General features: G+C 63.5%; 11 protein-coding genes and 1 pseudogene. 4 read left to right on the top strand and 8 right to left on the bottom strand.

Translation table 11 applies throughout. From position 1 onward, the window contains the following. From CRX69_RS07490 to CRX69_RS07470, 5 genes are read right to left on the bottom strand one after another with little or no spacing between them, the layout of a single operon-like run. Positions 1-1,683 (bottom strand): DUF2300 domain-containing protein, encoded by a 1,683-nt coding sequence (locus CRX69_RS07490; protein ID WP_420821198.1) that lies wholly within the window; start codon positions 1,681-1,683, stop codon positions 1-3. Continuing rightward, positions 1,622-6,190: an alpha-2-macroglobulin family protein gene (locus CRX69_RS07485; RefSeq protein WP_107321789.1), complete on the bottom strand. Its 4,569-nt coding sequence runs from the start codon at positions 6,188-6,190 to the stop codon at positions 1,622-1,624. The genes CRX69_RS07490 and CRX69_RS07485 overlap by 62 nt, the downstream gene beginning before the upstream one ends. Beyond that, on the bottom strand, positions 6,187-6,846 hold the full coding sequence (locus CRX69_RS07480) for a DUF1175 domain-containing protein (RefSeq protein ID WP_047229730.1): 660 nt from the start codon (positions 6,844-6,846) through the stop codon (positions 6,187-6,189). The genes CRX69_RS07485 and CRX69_RS07480 overlap by 4 nt, the downstream gene beginning before the upstream one ends. Further along, positions 6,831-8,540, bottom strand: a complete 1,710-nt coding sequence (locus CRX69_RS07475) for a DUF2138 domain-containing protein (protein WP_107321788.1) — start codon at positions 8,538-8,540, stop codon at positions 6,831-6,833. Before CRX69_RS07475 ends, CRX69_RS07480 begins: the two co-directional genes overlap by 16 nt. A 35-nt stretch (positions 8,541-8,575) precedes the next feature. After that, the gene (locus CRX69_RS07470) at positions 8,576-9,364 is read right to left on the bottom strand and encodes a YfaP family protein (protein WP_047229732.1); all 789 of its coding nucleotides are present in this window, start codon (positions 9,362-9,364) and stop codon (positions 8,576-8,578) included. Between the two features lie 497 nt (positions 9,365-9,861). Between CRX69_RS07470 and CRX69_RS07465 the strand changes: the two genes are divergently transcribed. The 4 genes and pseudogenes from CRX69_RS07465 (at position 9,862) to CRX69_RS07445 (ending at position 15,015) form a co-directional block, all read left to right on the top strand. Beyond that, on the top strand, positions 9,862-10,104 hold the full coding sequence (locus CRX69_RS07465) for an exodeoxyribonuclease VII small subunit (RefSeq protein ID WP_047229733.1): 243 nt from the start codon (positions 9,862-9,864) through the stop codon (positions 10,102-10,104). After that, positions 10,101-10,988 (top strand): (2E,6E)-farnesyl diphosphate synthase, encoded by an 888-nt coding sequence (gene ispA / locus CRX69_RS07460; protein WP_047229734.1) that lies wholly within the window; start codon positions 10,101-10,103, stop codon positions 10,986-10,988. Before CRX69_RS07465 ends, ispA begins: the two co-directional genes overlap by 4 nt. Positions 10,989-11,093: 105 nt before the next feature. Next, the gene (dxs, locus tag CRX69_RS07455; RefSeq protein ID WP_047229735.1) at positions 11,094-12,992 is read left to right on the top strand and encodes a 1-deoxy-D-xylulose-5-phosphate synthase; all 1,899 of its coding nucleotides are present in this window, start codon (positions 11,094-11,096) and stop codon (positions 12,990-12,992) included. 145 nt (positions 12,993-13,137) lie between these two features. Further along, a pseudogene (locus tag CRX69_RS07445) lies at positions 13,138-15,015 on the top strand (TonB-dependent receptor domain-containing protein). Between the two features lie 137 nt (positions 15,016-15,152). On the opposite strand, the gene CRX69_RS07440 reads toward CRX69_RS07445, so the two are convergent. From CRX69_RS07440 to ribA, 3 genes are read right to left on the bottom strand one after another with little or no spacing between them, the layout of a single operon-like run. Further along, complete coding sequence (locus tag CRX69_RS07440) at positions 15,153-15,950, bottom strand: cobalamin-binding protein (RefSeq protein ID WP_107321786.1); 798 nt, start codon at positions 15,948-15,950, stop codon at positions 15,153-15,155. Beyond that, positions 15,950-16,369: a hypothetical protein gene (locus CRX69_RS07435; protein ID WP_047229737.1), complete on the bottom strand. Its 420-nt coding sequence runs from the start codon at positions 16,367-16,369 to the stop codon at positions 15,950-15,952. Before CRX69_RS07435 ends, CRX69_RS07440 begins: the two co-directional genes overlap by 1 nt. After that, a complete protein-coding gene (ribA, locus tag CRX69_RS07430) occupies positions 16,366-16,983 on the bottom strand; it encodes a GTP cyclohydrolase II (RefSeq protein ID WP_047229738.1) in 618 nt (205 codons plus the stop codon). The genes CRX69_RS07435 and ribA overlap by 4 nt, the downstream gene beginning before the upstream one ends. Positions 16,984-17,025 lie beyond the last annotated feature (42 nt).

Raw genomic sequence — 17,025 nt, 5'->3', positions numbered from 1 at the left:
CTATTCCAGCAAGAGGTGACGGGCGAGCCCTTCGATGTAGGTTTCGTCCTGGCCGTTGGGGTGGGCTTCAAAGGCCAGGTGCAAGTATTCGTGGGTCAGGTCGAGGCGGTCTTGCAGCGACAGCACACCGCGCACATAGATGCGCCGGCGTTCGCGGTCGACATAGGGCCGGCCGAAGGCGACACGGCAGACGGCAAACGCGCTGATTTCGTTGTAACCCACTTCATCTGCCAGACGGGGGCGCCAGCCGCGTCGCTGTTTCAACAACCAGTCCTGGGCGGCGGGCAGCGCTTCACAGGACGCCACCGGATTGTCCCAGCGGCTGAGGCTGGCGCGCGGGTAGGCATGCAGCAGGATGGCGTCGTAGCGCTGGCCGGCGCTGGCCTGCTCCACGGCTTGCGCCCAGGACAGTTTGTCCGGGGCGGATTGGTCAGAGTGGTAGGTCACGTCGGTGCCCGCCAGCACCAGATCGCTGGTCCAGGCGGCGATGGCGCGGGTTTGCGGCGTCGCCGGACGTGGGGCGACGCGCTGGCGATGACTGCTGTCATCGATGCTCAGGCAATCGCCGTGACGCTGGGCGTTTTGCAGCAGGTAGCTGCGGATCGCCACAGCCAGGGCCTTGGCCGCTTCGACGGGTTCAGCCTTGGCTTCGCGCTGCAGGACCCGGGCGACGTACTCTTCGCGATCCAGTCGCGCCACCAGCTTGCCGGGCAGCAGGAACAACTCGCCGTCGCTGTGGATATCCAGTTGGTTGCCGTTGGCGAATTCGACACGGTAATCGCCGCGCAGCGGGCCTGGGGTGGCCGGCCGGTCACCCGCCATCACCCGTTGCAAGGGATACCGGGCGAACAGGTCCACTTCCACGCATCGCCCCGTTTCCGCTGGCCAACGAGACGGCAGCGCCGCAGCCAATCCATCACCGTATGCCTTCAATATCTGCTCGCTGGTGCCACGCCCACCGGCCCACACCGGCGTGCCGTCAGCCAGCCAACCGGCGAAGCCGCCCTGGCGCGATGAAGGATCCTGTTCACCCAGCCAGCTCCAGGTCTTGACCCGCAGACGACTGCCCAGCTGGCCGACCAATCGCCCATCCGCCGCGTTGAGCACCACGTCCAGCAGTACCCGACGGGCCTGATCCTGAGCCGGCAGCATCGCCAGTGCCTTGAGCAGTTCAGCCACGCGTACCTGTTTTTGCGGTTGCAGGCTCGGCAGGTCCAGCAGCCACGACGGCGCTTGGCGGGCCTGCCAGTAATCGCGCCAGTTCGAAGCCGAAAGCCCAAGTCGCTGCGGCTCGAAATACAGACCGCAGGATTTCACCAACGCCTGATCGCGACCGATGCTCTGCCCGGCGCTACAGCAATAGACTTCCTCTTTGGACTCACCGCGACATTCATATGCCGGTTCGCGAGCGCCGGTGTCCACCAGCCATGCGTAGACAAATAGCTTCCACACACTGCCCAGCGGCGCCTGCAAGGCCTCGGGCAAGGGCTGACGGTCCAGCACCTGGGTCTGGCTCACCCGCAGCAACTGACCATCGAAAGCCAGGCGCAACGGTTCCTCCTGCGCTGTGGCCAGCGCAGGGATCAAGCACAACAACCACCCAAGCCGCGGCCAGCGCACGTCAGTTGACCGTGACCTGACCGAGCGCCGGTTTCTGTTCCCGAGCCTGATGCTGCGGCGCATAGACCTGGGTGAAACGCACCGGCGGCAAGCTGAACTGGCCCTTCTGGGAGAAGCGCACCAGATGCCGCAGGCGCAGCTCGCCACTCAGGGCGTCCAGCGGCACCGCGTAACCCATCTGCCCCGGTTCGAAGCGCGCCTTCTCCAGGGAAGTCGGCTCGCTGCCGGCCTTGCCCAGCAACTGGACGCCCCAGGTGGTGCGCTCCACATCGGCACCCGGCGGCAGCGGCACTTCGAGCATGCCGTAGCGCAGCGGCGTAGGCGCCTTGCTGTTGATGATCACTTCATCCAGATAAAGGCTGTCACTGGACAGCGGCTTGCTGCCCACGGCTTCGAGCTTGAAGGTGAAGGCCTCGTCGCCCGGCACCAGACGGGACAAGCGCCGGGTAATGGTCACCGCCATCGGCGTCACGGGCGCTTGCTGGCTCTGGTAGCTCAGTGCCGCCTGCAACGGGCGCTCCTCGGCACCGCTTAAGGTCAGCAGGGTCGGTAGCTGCGCGCCCTGCCATTGCCAGTAGGTTTCACCGGTGGCCCCTTGCCGGGCCTTCCAGCCTTCACCCGGGGTCAGGGCCACGGCGGGCGCGGCCTGCTCGATGCTGCGTTGCAGCCAGGTCAAGGCCAGGGCCCGTTCAAGGGTCGATTGCTGCGGCAGCAGACGTTCGAGCAATGCCTTGGCACGCGCCTGATCGAAGCTTTGCAGTGACAGGCTCAAGGCCTCGACGAACGGCTGGGAGCTGACGTCCAGTTGCTGTTGTGCGGCGTCGAGTTGCCGACTGAAGGCCTCCGGCAGCGGCACCTTCACCTGCCTGGCGAGGGACGCCGTCAGCATGCGGGCGCTGGCCAAGCCCAGGGCCGAATCCGGCGCGCTCATGACCAGGCTGCCTTCGCCACTGTCCATCACGCTCGAATCGCCGCCCTCGCCGGCTTTCGCCAGGTCGTCCATCAAGCCGCTGAGCAAGGTGTTCACCGGCAGTTGCATCTGTTTGGCGAACGACAGGATCAGCGCACGCTGCAGCAACGGCGTATCGCCGGCCTGTTTGGCGTAGACCTCCAGCACCCGCTGCCAGTGCTCCGGCGGCAGGCTCAGATCCAGGGCCTGGCTGGCGTGCCAGTCGGCGTAATAAGCGTAGGCCGTGAGGAACGCATCCGGTTCGCCAGCCTGGCCCCACCAGGTGAAGCTCGCCGCAGGCCCGGCCATTTGCACCAGGCGCAGGCGACTGTTTTGCATGATCAGCCGCAAGCGATCGCGAATCTGCGGGTTCGCCGCCAGCGTCGGGTAGGCGATGCTCAGCGGCAGCAGACGACTGGCGGTTTGCTCGACGCCGCCGTAGGGGTAGCTCAACAAGTCATCCAGGGCCGAACGGAACAGCGCTTGCGGGCTGTCGTCCAGGCGCAGGCGGATATCGCTGGCATCAAGCGGCAGGCTCAGCGGTGTGTCACCGCTCGCCACGTCAAGGCGCTGGCTCTGGGTGACTTGCCAACCGTTGCCAATGGCATTGAGTTGCACGGCCAGGGTGTCCTGGGTTTCGCCATTGACCTGCAACTGCACGTTCAAGTCGCCGTTGCTCAACTCCAGAGACGGTAGCGCCACATAGTTGATGCCGTGCTTCAGGTCCGCCACCACGCGCTGTTCAGTACCGGCGTAACGGATCAGCAGTTCGGCCTTCAACGGCTGTTCGGACTGGCTGAAAGCGAACAGGCCCATTTGCGGTTTGTCACCACTGCGGAACCGGGTCGGGCCGCTCCACTTCAGGTACAGCGGTTTCTCTGAACCGATGAACTGCTTTTTCTGCCCCACCTGGCCGTCATCGGCGATGGCCCGGGCCGTGATACGCCAGCGAGTCAGGGAGTCCGGCATCTTGAAGGTGAAACGGGCCTTACCGTTGGCGTCGGTGACCAGCTCCGGTTGCCACGCGGCAGTGTCGACGTCTTCACGACGAGGCCGCTCCAGCACTTTGACCCCGCGCTCGCTGCGGTTGGCCTTGCCCGGCGCGCCCGGGCTGCCCGGCAGGGCGACGTCGTAGCTGATGAACGACAGGCTGGCGCTGGTGCGCACGTTGTTGCGGCGCGGATGGTAGAAAAACTGATCGATGGTGGGCGCCACTTCCGGTTGCAGGGCGTAGATCATTTCATCCACGACACTGACGGTCAGGTGCGCCGGGATCGCCTTGCCGACGAACTGGGTGCTCAGGTCCACGGTCACCGTGTCGCCAGGCCGATAAGTGGCTTTGTCGGTAACGATGGCGACGTCGATCTGCGGCGCGACCACCTTGATACCGGCGTTCTGGAAGCTGTATTGGCCGCCCTTGGTGTACAGCACCGAGAAGGTCAGGTTCGGCGCAAAAGCGTCTTTCACCGGGATGCGCGCGCGGTATTGAGTGTCGCTGAGCTTTTCCATTTTCAGCCAGCCGCCGCCCTTGGACAGCAGCGCCGTAGCCTCGACCTTGTCCCGCTCCAGTGACAGCAGCGCATCGCTGACCGGCTCCGGGAAGGTGATCAGCGCCAGGGCTTCGTCACCGGCCTGGTATTGGGCTTTGTCGAGGACAATCTCGACCGTGCCCGGCACGGCCTTGATACCTTCGCCGGTCACCGAATGGCCGGTGGCGCCAATGACTCGACCGTGGTCATCCTTGAGGGTCAGGTTGTAGGTGCCCGGACGCTCGAAGGTCAGGCTGAAGCCCTTGTCCTTGGCCGCCAGTTTGCCTTCGCCGGTGGTCTGGTCTTCCAGCCGCACCCAGGCGTAGCTGCCCGGCGTCACGGCGTTGCTTTGTGTGGTGCCACCCTCGTTGGTGTAGCTGAACGAGACGTTCTCGCCGGCGGCGCTGAAACGCTGGGGCGCGCTCAGGCGAAAGTTCGCCGCGCCACGGTCGATGAGAATTTCCTTGGTGGTCTTGACCCGATACGCCGCGCCATCGCTGGCAAACACAGTGAGCGTATAGCGACTCGGCTTGTCGGCGGCCGGCAGATCGAGGGTGGCGCTGCCCTTGGCATCGGTGGTCACTTCGCTGCTGGTCAGCTCCACCGGGAATTGCCCCAGGTGCTGCAGCTCGTTATCCACCATCGACAGTTGCTGGGCCCGCAGGCTCAGGCTCACCTTGGCGTTGGCCACCGGTTTGCCGTCCGGGTACAGCAGCACGAGAGCGCCCTTGACCGGCTCGCCGGTGCGGTAATCCTGCTTGGCGAGGTTCAGCGCGATCTCGAAGTGCGGCTTGATGTATTCGGCCACGCGAAAGGCACTGCTGTAGAGCTGGTCCTTGTAGCCAAAGCGCAACTCATAACCACCGGCCATGGCGTTTTCCGGCAACTGGAAACGGCCTTGGGTGCCGGCCTTGGAGTCCAGCTTCAGGGCCAGGGTCTGCAACTCGGTGCCGGTGGCATCCAGCACGCTGACATTGACGTCGGCGGCCGTCGGCTGCACCGAGTCCCGGGCATTCTTGAATTCACGGCCGACAATTTTCAGCGACACCCAGTCCCCCGGCCGATACAGCGGCCGATCGGTGAAGGCGAACAGCTTGGTGTCGTAGATTTCGCTGTCGTAGTAGAAGTTTTCCGAGACGAATACCCCGCCCTCCTCGTCCTCGCCGATGACGAACGAACGCTCCGGGCTGACGTGCTTGAGGCGCAGCAAGCCGTCTTCGTCGGTGGCGCCGCTGCTCATCACGCCCAGGCCGTCGGTCCACAGCACGTTGACCTTGGGCACCGAACGACCTTCGTGTTTACGCGCGGCCCAGACCAGCAGCTCGTCCCCGGCGATCTTGCTCACCGCTACGGTGTTGGAAACAAACACCATGGTGGTGGCCCGGTATTTCCCGATCAGCGCTTCGACCAAATAGAGACCGGGTTTCAACTGGCCCAGTGGCACGTAGACGTTGCCTGGCGCGACGCTGATGAACTCACTCGACGAACCCGCCAGGTTGACCCCCGCTGGCGGCTGGATCGGCTTGGCCTGCCACAGCGGGTAACGGAACTGGCTGACCACCGGCAAACCCGGAATCAAGGCGAACTGTGGTTGCGCGTCGTACGGCGTCGGCGCGGCGATGGCGCTGCCCATTTTCAGTTCCGGCACTTGCTCGGTGACTTGCTGACGCGACTCGTAGGAAAACGCCCGCTGCATCACCCGACGGGATTTGCGGTACCAGTTGTCCCACAGGTACGCCAGGGTGTTCGACAGCCCTTCGCCCTTGAACTGGCCGTCGCTGACCACCCGGTGCAGGTTCTTCTGGCGCTTGAGGAAATCCAGCGGTTTTTCGATGCGATAAACGCGGATATCGGCACCGCCGTACGGCTCCATGCGGAATTTCCGATAGTCGCGCCCCGGCGCTTCGAGGCGGACCATGGCTTGCTCGTCACTGGCAAAACTGCTGTCGGCCAGCAGGAAGAAGCTTTCACCGGCCAACGGCGTATAGCCGCTGGGCTGCACAGTGTCTTCGGCATGAACGATCGGCGCCAGCAACAGGGCCAGCAGCAGGGGCAATTTTGAACACAAGCGCAGCATGTGGGCACCGGTCATTGGGAGAGAAAGTTGAGTCGATAGACGCCGATGAAGTTGGGGTTGGCTGCGTCGGGTATCCATCGGGTGTCCTTCCAGTTCATGAGTTGTTGCAGGCTTGCCGAGCGCATGCCGTTGTCGGTTGGGGTGGTGGTGCCGGTGTGATAGGCGATGTTGCGGCCCATCCAGATCATCAGGTGCTGGTCATCGCCCTGATCGAAGAACATCAGATCGCCCGGACGGGCCTGGGTGACGTCCCGGCTCACCAGATGGCTGTTGAACTGGATCAGCTTGATGGCGTTGACGTAGGGTCCGACCTTGCCGCCGCCCTGTTGCCACTGCTGCGCCAGACGTCGCTGGGCATCGCTCAGTTCAAGCTCTGGCGGCAGGTAGCGATTGGACAGGCCATTGCTGCGCAACCACTTCTGGTCGTGGACCTTCAGCGCTTCATTGGCCGCAAAGCGCACCAGCCCGGCGCAGTCCTGTTGGTACCAGCGCGGGCTCGGGCCTTTGGTCAGTTGTTCCTGGGCAATACGCACGAACCAGGCACGAAAGACCTTCGATTGCTGCACATCCAGCGCGGGTGTCTGAGCGGCAAACGCCTGCCCGCCCAGCAGCAGCGCCAGCATCAACACCCATCCGGGGCGGCGGATCAACCCGGTCACAGCGCTTTCCATTCCAGTGGCAACCACTGCCAGTGGCCGTCCGGTTCGCTGCCTTCAGGCAACGTCAGGGCGTATTTGCCGTAGCCGCCAAGGGTGCGCAGCTTCGGAATCAGGTAGGTTTGCGCGGCGTTGTAGAACACCGGTTCCATGTCCTGGGGCAGGCTGTCGAGGGTTTCGCGTTGCATCAGTTGCGCCATGGCATCCGGGCCGAAGTAGACCGGCATCAGCAGGTCCTTGGGCACCACGTCGGCCATGGGCGGGAAACGTTTGTCGAGGGTGCCGAGGGCCTTGTCTACCAGTTTGTCGTCGAGGGAAAACAACAGGGTCGAACCGTGCCGCGCCAGACTGACTTGCATGAACGCCTTGCCGGTGATCGACTCGGGCTGCGCGGCGTCCTTGGCCGGGTAAGGGCCGAAGTTGGAGCTGACCTGGCGTTGCCAGCGGTGCATCGGGCCTTCCTGTGTCTCAACAACGGGAAACGCATGTTCGGCCACGTTGTTTTCGTAGGCGCCCACCATCGAACCGAACAGGTTGCCCAGGTCGGCATCGAGCTTGCCGCCGTCATCGTTCAGGTTCGCCACCAGCAGTGGTGTGTAAAGCCGCGAATCGGCGTACCAGCACAGCCCCGCCGCGCCGGCCATGTGCTCGATCATGACCTGGGCCGCGTTGTCGTCGGCACCGAGTTTCACCAGCAATGGCTTCTGTTGTTCGGCGGCCAGGGGCAAAGCGACACAGGCGCTGGCGCCCATGGGCATGGCTTGCCAAATTGGCTTGAAGTCGAAGTCCGGCTGGTCTTCCAGCTCATCCATGGCCAGGAAGCTGTGCCAGCCCTTGTCGTCCATGTCGAAACGCAACCCGGCGAAGTTCGGGATGAAACGCTGATAGCCCATGGCGAGCACGCTGGCATTGACCGAGATGCGTTGCTTGACCTCAGGCGCCTTGGGCAGCAGACCAAAGGCTTCGGGGAAGAGTTTTTCACCGGCCAGCAGCGCTTCGAGGGCCTGGGTCGAGACCATGCCGGGTTCGTCGGTGGGGCCACTTCCCAGGTCGTAGAGTCTGGTCGGATTGGACAACACCACCAGCTTGTCGCCATGAGAAGCGAACACCAGGGCTTTGCTGGCGTTATAGGTGAGTTGATAGACCGGCACCACGTCGCCGGCCACGTTCATCTCACCAAGCTGGCTGAGCTGTGAATCATCCAGCGCCACTTTTGCCAGTGGCTCCAGCACCTTGGCCAGGCCACCGCGATCCATCACCAGCAGAAAATCCTTGAGCCGCCCGTCGGCGCCGCGCCATAGCGCTACATCGGCCGGCTGGTCGAAAAGCTGCTCGATCAGGCTGTCCTGCAGTTTGAGATCATGCTCGTAGATGATCCGCCGCAGGCTGCCGATCAGCCCGAGGCGGTCGGCATGGGTTTCGTAATAGAAGACGAAATCCTCGGTGAGCGTGGCCTTGAGGAACGGCACCGCCAGCAAGTCCTTGGGCAACTGGCTCAGGGAGTGGGCCTCGAGCAGGCCGTCGGGGCGGCTCAGGCCGAGTTTTTCCAACGCCAGTTCCATGGGCGGTGCCTTGGGCTTGGTCATGAACCAACCCAGTCCGGCGGCGACACCGGCCACCAGGCACAGCCCGATCAGCAGCGCCGGCCAGCGGCGCACAGGTTTGGTGGCGGGGGCCGGCGCGGTCGGGGAAGCAGTGTTGTCGCTCATATTCACAAGGGCCTGTTCATCCGTGGAGCGGATACTTAGTAGTTGAAAGTCTTGACCAGCAACAGATCGCCGATGGCGCGCAGGGGCACGACAAAGGTTTCGCGTTTTTCATCGACGGTGTTTTCGTTGAGCACCAGGTTGATCTGCGAGGTGATCACCTCGTTCTGGTTGCTGGTTTCTTCGAAGTTGTAGCCACCGTTGCTGTAGTTGCCCCAGTAGTTCACGTAGACCAGGTAGGTACCGTGCATCGGCGCGGTCATGGTGAACATCTCAGGGCCAGGGCCATCGACGCCATCGGGGTCGAGGCCGCCGCCGTTGCTCAGCGCCGGCCGGCCGAAGAACGCATGCTGGCCGTCGGGGGTGACGATGTGCAGGTCCAGCTCGGCCTTGGGATCGTCCCAGCCCAGCACCACGCGGATCTGCGCCGGGGTTCGCTGATTGTTGGCTTCATAGAACTGCACGCGCTTGAGGGACTGGCCTGCGGAACTGCGTACCTCGACGCTGTTGGAGCCAGCACCAAAGGCATACGGGCGGGCGAAACGCCCTTCATCGTCGGTATAGAGATTCAGTGGATTGCCGTTGACGGCCAGGCTGTGGGGCGCCCGGGCCGTGCCCATGGCCTTGAGCCGACCCTCGATCATCGTGCGATTGCGCTGCACGCCGCGGTCGATGGGCGGCGTGGGATAGGCCACGCGTGGGTTTTCAGTGCGATCGAGCAAGCCGCTGTAGCGCCAGCCGCCCACCGGTTCCGACAGCTCGGCGGCAGGCTCGGCCCACGCCAGTGGCGCGCCCGCCAGCACGATCAACAATGAAAGAAAACGCATGTCTGCCTCCTGCCATGCATGACCCAACCCGGCGCCCTTCCTCGGCGCTGCCTGTCATTATTCGGGTTACGTCTGAAGGCCCCGCCACAAGGGGCCCGTAGATGCGGCGAAGGTTAGCGATTCGGCGGATTATTCACAATCAGGGAACGCGCGAATCTGTGTGGGAAATCACGTACTGAGGGGGGCGTGAGCCGATTAGCGCGGCTATTCGGCTCACGAAATGAGCCGAATACGGAAACTGACGTAGCTTCGGAGGTAATCCCGTTGCCTCTATTGGCGCTGGCGAAGCCTGCGATCTTTTAACTTTCGCTCAAGATTCAATTGGCAGGGGGAAGATCGCAGCCTCGTTGCACTCGACAGTTCCTACAAGTCCAGCAGGAGCTTGCCCCTTACCAAAAAGCAGTGTTTCACAGACCGCGCAGGTCCTGCTCTGATTGCCCCAATACCCCATGTCTGCTAGTGTCGCGCCCGTTTAACAGTCAACCGGAATCGCCGCCATGGCCCGCAAAAAAGCTGCACTGGACTTCGAACAATCTCTGGCCGACCTGCAAACGCTGGTCGAGCGGCTGGAGAACGGCGAGTTGTCGCTGGAAGACTCGCTGACCGCCTTCGAGCAGGGTATCGGCTTGACTCGCGACTGCCAGGCGGCGCTGGCCCAGGCCGAGCAAAAGGTACAACTGTTGCTCGAACGCGATGGTGAGCTGACCGAAGAGCCTTTCGACGCGGACCAGCCTGAATGATCGGCGCTTATCAGGCCGGCAGTCAGGCCCGGGTCAACGCGGCACTGGACACCCTGTTCACCGCCCCAAGCCCTGAGCTGGCGCGGCTGTACGAGGCCATGCGCTACAGCGTGATGAACGGCGGCAAGCGCGTGCGTCCGCTGCTGGCCTACGCGGCGTGCGAAGCCTTGGGCGGTGCGCCTGAACAGGCCAACGGCGCGGCCTGCGCCGTGGAGCTGATCCACGCGTATTCGCTGGTCCATGATGATTTACCGGCCATGGACGACGACGATTTGCGTCGCGGCCAACCCACCACCCACAAGAAATTCGACGAAGCCTGCGCGATCCTGGCCGGTGACGGCTTGCAGAGCCTGGCGTTCAGCGCCCTGCTGGAGCCGACGCTGAACGATTGCCCGGCGCAGATTCGCTTGGACATGGTCAGCGCCCTGGCGCTGGCGGCAGGCCCGGCCGGAATGGTCGGCGGCCAGGCCATCGACCTCGGTTCGGTGGGCCTCAAGCTGGATCAGAGCGCGCTGGAATACATGCATCGGCACAAGACCGGCGCCTTGATCGAGGCCAGCGTCAAACTCGGTGCCCTGGCCAGCGGTCGGGCCACGCCTGACCAATTGCAAGCCTTGCAGACCTACGCCCGGGCCATTGGCCTGGCGTTCCAGGTGCAGGACGACATCCTTGACGTCGAAAGCGATACCCAGACCCTGGGCAAACGCCAGGGCGCCGATATCGCTCGCGACAAACCGACCTACCCGGCCCTGCTCGGCCTCGACGCTGCCAAGGCCTATGCCCTGGAGTTGCGCGACCAGGCCTTGAGCGCGCTGCGACCCTTTGACGCGGCGGCCGAGCCGTTGCGCGAGCTGGCCCGATATATCGTCGAACGCCGTAGCTGATACGGGGTCAGACTGCGTATCGGCCAAGTTCCGGCCTACGCGTGGGCAGCTTGCGATGCATAAGGTAAACTGCCGCCTCTTTCTATACCTATAACGATTCGCCTGATGCCCACGACGTTTCAAGAGATTCCCCGCAAACGCCCGACCACGCCGCTGCTGGACCGCGCCAACACGCCGGACGGCTTGCGTCGCCTGGGTGAAGCCGAGCTGGAAACCCTGGCCGATGAGTTGCGCCTGGAGCTGCTCTACACGGTCGGCCAGACCGGTGGCCACTTTGGCGCCGGCCTTGGCGTCATCGAGCTGACGATCGCGCTGCATTACGTATTCGACACCCCGGACGACCGGCTGGTGTGGGACGTCGGTCATCAGGCCTATCCGCACAAAATCCTCACCGGCCGTCGCGAGCGCATGGGCACGCTGCGCCAGAAGGACGGCGTGGCAGCGTTCCCCCGGCGCTCCGAGAGCGAGTACGACACCTTTGGTGTCGGCCATTCCAGCACCTCCATCAGCGCCGCCCTGGGCATGGCGATTGCCGCCCGTCTGCAAAACAGCGAGCGCAAGGCGATTGCCGTGATCGGTGATGGCGCTCTGACGGCAGGCATGGCTTTCGAGGCGCTGAACCACGCACCGGAAGTCAACGCCAACATGCTGGTGATCCTCAACGATAACGACATGTCGATCTCGCGCAACGTCGGCGGGTTGTCCAACTACCTGGCGAAGATTCTTTCCAGCCGCACCTACGCCAGCATGCGTGAAGGCAGTAAAAAGGTGCTCTCACGCCTGCCAGGCGCCTGGGAAATCGCCCGCCGCACCGAGGAATACGCCAAGGGCATGCTGGTGCCCGGTACGCTGTTCGAGGAGCTGGGCTGGAACTACATCGGCCCCATCGACGGCCATGACCTGCCCACTCTGATCGCCACCCTGCGCAACATGCGCGATCTCAAAGGCCCGCAGTTCCTGCATGTGGTCACCAAGAAAGGCAAAGGCTTCGCCCCGGCGGAAGTCGACCCGATCGGTTACCACGCCATCACCAAGCTTGAGCCAGTGGACGCCCCGGCCACCGCTCCGAAGAAGGCCAGCGGACCGAAGTATTCCGCTGTGTTCGGCCAATGGCTGTGCGACATGGCCGCCGCCGACCCACGCCTGGTGGGCATTACCCCGGCGATGAAGGAAGGCTCGGACCTGGTGGCCTTCAGCGAACGCTACCCGCAGCGCTACTTCGACGTGGCGATTGCCGAGCAGCACGCTGTCACCCTCGCCGCCGGCATGGCGTGTGAAGGCGCAAAACCGGTGGTGGCGATTTATTCGACCTTCCTGCAACGCGGCTACGACCAGCTTGTTCATGACGTCGCGGTGCAGAACCTCGATGTGCTGTTCGCCATCGACCGTGCAGGTTTGGTAGGCGAAGACGGCCCGACCCACGCCGGCAGCTTCGATCTTTCGTTCCTGCGCTGCATCCCCGGCATGTTGCTGATGACGCCGAGCGATGAAAACGAGTTGCGCAAAATGCTCACCACCGGTCACCTGTTCAATGGCCCGGCGGCGGTGCGCTACCCTCGCGGCAGCGGCCCGAATGCGACCATTGAAGCTGATCTTGAGCCGATCGAAATCGGCAAGGGCGTGATTCGCCGCCAGGGCAAGCAGACCGCCCTGCTGGTGTTTGGCGTGCAACTGGCCGAGGCCTTGAAGGTCGCCGAAACCCTGGACGCCACCGTGGTGGACATGCGCTTCGTCAAACCCCTGGACGAAACCCTGGTGCGCGAGATGGCCGGCAGTCACGAACTGCTGGTGACCGTCGAGGAAAATGCCATCATGGGCGGCGCCGGAGCGGCGGTCAGCGAGTTCCTGGCCCGGGAAAACATCCTCAAGTCGGTGCTGCACCTGGGCCTGCCGGACATCTACGTCGAACACGCCAAACCGGCGCAGATGCTGGCTGAATGCGGGCTGGACGAGGCCGGGATCGAAGCGGCCGTGCGCCAGCGGTTGCAGGTGCTGGGCCGGTAATCTTCAGACCACAAAACCCTTGTGGGAGCGAGCCTGCTCGCGATAGCGGTGCGTCAGTCAATATAGATGTCGACTGGTCTTACGCCATCGCGAGCAGGCTCGCTCCCACAGGGGTATGCGTGGAGCCATATTTCTCGGAACACCCATGAAACTGCGCCTCGCCCTGACCTTCTCACTGCTACCAACCACCGAGCTGCTGGCCGACACCTTCGAACGCGACCAGGCCCTCAAGCTCCCCGACGTGGTCATCAGCGCCAACCGCCAGGTCGAGGCCCGCAACGACAGTAGCGCCGCCAACACGGTATTCACCCGTGACGACATCGAACGCCTGCAACCGGCCAGCGTGACCGACCTGCTCAGCCGTGTGCCGGGGGTTCAGGTGGCGCCGCTGGGCGGGCGTGGCAGCCTGCCGGGGATTTATTTACATTCGCGGCACCAAATCGGCCCAGAGCCTGGTGCTGGTGGACGGCCAGCGCATCGGCAACTCCACCTCCGGCGACAGCAACTTGCAACGCCTGAACATCAACCAGATCGAACGGGTGGAAGTGCTGCGCGGTTCGCGCTCAGTGATCTACGGCGCCGACGCGGTGGGCGGGGTGATCCAGATCTTCACCCGTCGCGGTAACGAACAAGGCCTGCAACCGCTCTTGCACCTGGGTTTCGGCAGCCACCAGACCTGGGAGCGCAGCCTGGGCCTGTCCGGCGGTGATGATCGAACACGCTTCAGCCTCGGCGCCAGCCTGGATGAAAGCGACGGGACCAATCGCACCCATGAGTCCTACGCCAGCGACCGTGACCTTGATGCCAACCGCAACCAGTCCTTGAGCCTGAGCTTGAGTCATGAGCTCAACGCTGACCTGGAAGTGGGCCTGAACCTGCTGGATAACCGCGGCAAAAGCGAATACGACAACCCGTTCGGCCGCTTCGACCCGAACACCTTCGAGTCGTTGCCCCAGCAGCCCTACAGTGAATTTGCGGTAAGCAGTTTCAGCACTTATGTCGATGGGCGCATCAACGACGCGTGGAAATCGCGCCTGGAACTGGGCCACAGCGAAAACCGCGAAAAAACCTTCGACAAGCTCAGTGATGTCCGGGAAGTGTTCAACACCTACCGCGACTCGCTGACCTGGCAGAACGATGTAACGCTGGACGATCGCAACAGCCTGATCGTCGGTGGTGATTGGTATGAGGATCGGATCAACAGCAGCACGCCGTATGACGAAGACAGCCGCTGGAACCGTGCGGCGTTTATCCAGCATCGTTTCCGGGGCGAAACGTTCTCCACCGAACTGGGCGTGCGCCGCGACCAGAACCAGCAATTCGGCGCCCAGAATAGTTGGAGCGGCACGTTCACCCTGCCGGTGAATCCGGACAATGATGTACTGCTGACCTACAGCGAAAGCTTCCGCGCACCGACCTTCAACGACCTGTACTACCCGGACTTCAGTAACCCGGACCTTGCGCCCGAAACCGCAAAAAGTTACGAACTGCAATGGCGCAGCCAACTGAGCGACAGCGCCCGCCTGGAGACTTCGCTGTACCGCACGGACCTGGAAGACGCGATTATTTTCGGCAGCAATTCACGCCCACAAAACGTCGCCTCGGCACGAATCAACGGTTTCGAAGCAGCCCTAAGCCAAGAGTTATTCGGCTGGCAGGGCAATTTGGGCCTGGCCATCATCGACCCACGGGACCGCGACAGCGGCCACACCCTGGCCCGCCGCGCCCGCCGGACCTTGAGCCTGGACCTGGACCGCCAGTTTGACCGCTTGAGCCTGGGCGCCACCTGGCAAGCGGTGAGCAGCAGCTACGACGATGAGAACAACCGCAATGCCCTGGGCGGATACGCCCTGCGCGCGGCAGTTGGACGTTGAACCGCGAGGTGAAGCTGGAGATGAAGGTCGATAACCTGCTGGACAAGGGCTACAGCCGGGCGCTGTATAGCCATGAAGGTGGGCAGTATGGGTATCGTGAGGAAGGCCGGGCCTGGTTGTTTGGGGTAACCTGGACGCCGGCGCTCTGATCCAGAGATTGTGGTGCCGGGACTGACCTCATCGCGAGCAGGCTCGCTCCCACAATTTGATCCGATGTGAGTACAAAATCAGCGGTGCCACAAATCCCTGTGGGAACGAGCCTGCTCGCGATTGGGAGCACCGCGGTTTATCTGTCCGGCGCAATTAGCCCGCACAACCGCGCCGTCGCCTCGATCATCTGCCCACTGGGTCGCTCCAGCCCCTTGTCACTGACCAACAGCAGCCGCCCCTGCGCCACCGCCGCCAGCTGCGGCCAGGCTTTCCACGCGTCGAGCTGGGCCTGGTCCGTGGCCAGGATGATCTGCGGATTGCGCTGCAACACTGACTCCACACTCACCTGCGGCGCCGGCAAGGTCAGGTCGGCAAACACATTGCGCGCCCCGCAAACCGCCAGCGCATCACTGATGATCTGCTCGCCGCCAACGGTGTACAGCGGCCGGTCCCAGACCTGATAGAACACCGGCAACGGCGTGTCGCGCCGGTAGCGCTGACGCAACGCCTCAAGACGCCCGCGCAACTGCGCCGCTCGCTCCACGCCCCGTTCCGGGCGGCCGAGTTGCGTGGCGATGGCTTCGATTTGGGTGATGAGCTGGTCGAGACTGTGGGGTTCGGCGACGTAGACAGGAATCTTCAATCCCTTGAGCTGCCGGCGCTGGGCGTGGCCGACACTGCCGGGCCAGAGCAGGAGTAGATCGGGCCTGAGACTGAGCAAGCGCTCCATGTCCAATTGCCCATAACGCCCCACAGAAGGCAGGTCTTTCAACGCCAAGGGCCGATCGCCGCCATCCAACACGCCCACCAGCAGATCGGCGGAGTCCAGTTCAACCACGATTTCAGACAGGGACGGAGCCAGGCTGACCACACGCTGGGCCGCCACCGTCGAGGCGCTGACGGCCAACAGCAGGACCGCCAGCCAGCGGATCATCAACCGAGCTGACGCGGGATGCGATACAGGTAGAACAAGACCGTCGTGGACAATGCCAGCAGCATCAACGGCACCGCTTCCAGGCCCACGAACACCGCCAGGGCGCCGATCCAGGCCGGCAGGCCAGCAGCGAGAAAGGCCACACGCCGCCGGGCCGCCAAGGCGATCCAGGCTTGAGGCTCTTCGGGGGTGTCGAGGGCTTTTTGGGTGGCGATCAAAGCGTGTTTGTAAGCGCCAAAGAAGCGCAGGCTGACGAACATGGAGGCCACGCCAGCGATAAACAGCGGCATCGCCAGCACCGGCAGAATCGCTTCGCCCTGGCCGAATACCGCGTTGATCACGAACAGCGGCAGCAAGGCCAGCGCCAGGTATTGCCACCAACTGACGGACAGTCGCCGCCGAACCTGACCGCGCGTCACGCCCGATCAACCTCGCCCTGGTGCTCGTTGCCCATCATGTGGTCGAGCTTGCTGGCCTTGGTCGCCAGGTAAAGCTTGTTGTGGGGGTTGTGCCCGGTGTGCAGTGGCACGCGTTCGGCCACCACGATGCCCATATCGGACATCGCCTTGACCTTGCGCGGGTTGTTGGTCATCAAGCGCAGCGACTTGACGCCCAGATGCTCGAGCATCGGCAGGCAGATGCTGTAGTCACGCAGGTCGGCCGCAAACCCCAGGCGCTCGTTGGCTTCGACCGTGTCGGCGCCGCCATCTTGCAGCTCATAGGCGCGAATCTTGTTCAGCAGGCCAATGCCGCGGCCTTCCTGGCGCAAGTAAAGCAGCACGCCACGCCCTTCGCGGGCAATGGCCCGCAGCGCGGCCTCAAGTTGCGAGCCGCAATCACAGCGCTGGCTGAACAAGGCATCGCCCGTCAGGCATTCAGAGTGCAGGCGGCCCAGTACCGGGGCACCGTCGGCGAAATCACCCAGGCTCAGCACGACGTGCTCGCGGCCAGTGGCTTCATCGAGAAAACCATGCATGGTGAATTGCGCAAAAGGCGTTGGCAGCTTGGAAGCGGCAACAAAAACGACAGGCACCGGTGTGCTCCTGATCTATTACTGGAGATTCGCAGAGGCGGG

Origin of the sequence: Pseudomonas rhizophila (assembly GCF_003033885.1) — a bacterium.
Lineage (GTDB): Bacteria > Pseudomonadota > Gammaproteobacteria > Pseudomonadales > Pseudomonadaceae > Aquipseudomonas > Aquipseudomonas rhizophila.
Note: the sequence above shows the minus strand (reverse complement) of the source record. Positions and strands in the feature narration are given on the sequence as shown.

Excerpts from the sequence above, each read along its gene's own strand:
- CRX69_RS07465 (WP_047229733.1), top strand. The coding sequence starts at position 9,862 with ATGGCCCGCAAAAAAGCTGCACTGGACTTCGAACAATCTCTGGCCGAC.
- ispA (WP_047229734.1), top strand. The coding sequence starts at position 10,101 with ATGATCGGCGCTTATCAGGCCGGCAGTCAGGCCCGGGTCAACGCGGCA.
- dxs (WP_047229735.1), top strand. The coding sequence starts at position 11,094 with ATGCCCACGACGTTTCAAGAGATTCCCCGCAAACGCCCGACCACGCCG.
- CRX69_RS07480 (WP_047229730.1), bottom strand. The coding sequence starts at position 6,846 with ATGGAAAGCGCTGTGACCGGGTTGATCCGCCGCCCCGGATGGGTGTTG.
- CRX69_RS07440 (WP_107321786.1), bottom strand. The coding sequence starts at position 15,950 with ATGATCCGCTGGCTGGCGGTCCTGCTGTTGGCCGTCAGCGCCTCGACG.
- CRX69_RS07470 (WP_047229732.1), bottom strand. The coding sequence starts at position 9,364 with ATGCGTTTTCTTTCATTGTTGATCGTGCTGGCGGGCGCGCCACTGGCG.
- CRX69_RS07475 (WP_107321788.1), bottom strand. The coding sequence starts at position 8,540 with ATGAGCGACAACACTGCTTCCCCGACCGCGCCGGCCCCCGCCACCAAA.
- CRX69_RS07490 (WP_420821198.1), bottom strand. The coding sequence starts at position 1,683 with ATGCGCCGCAGCATCAGGCTCGGGAACAGAAACCGGCGCTCGGTCAGG.
- CRX69_RS07485 (WP_107321789.1), bottom strand. The coding sequence starts at position 6,190 with ATGACCGGTGCCCACATGCTGCGCTTGTGTTCAAAATTGCCCCTGCTG.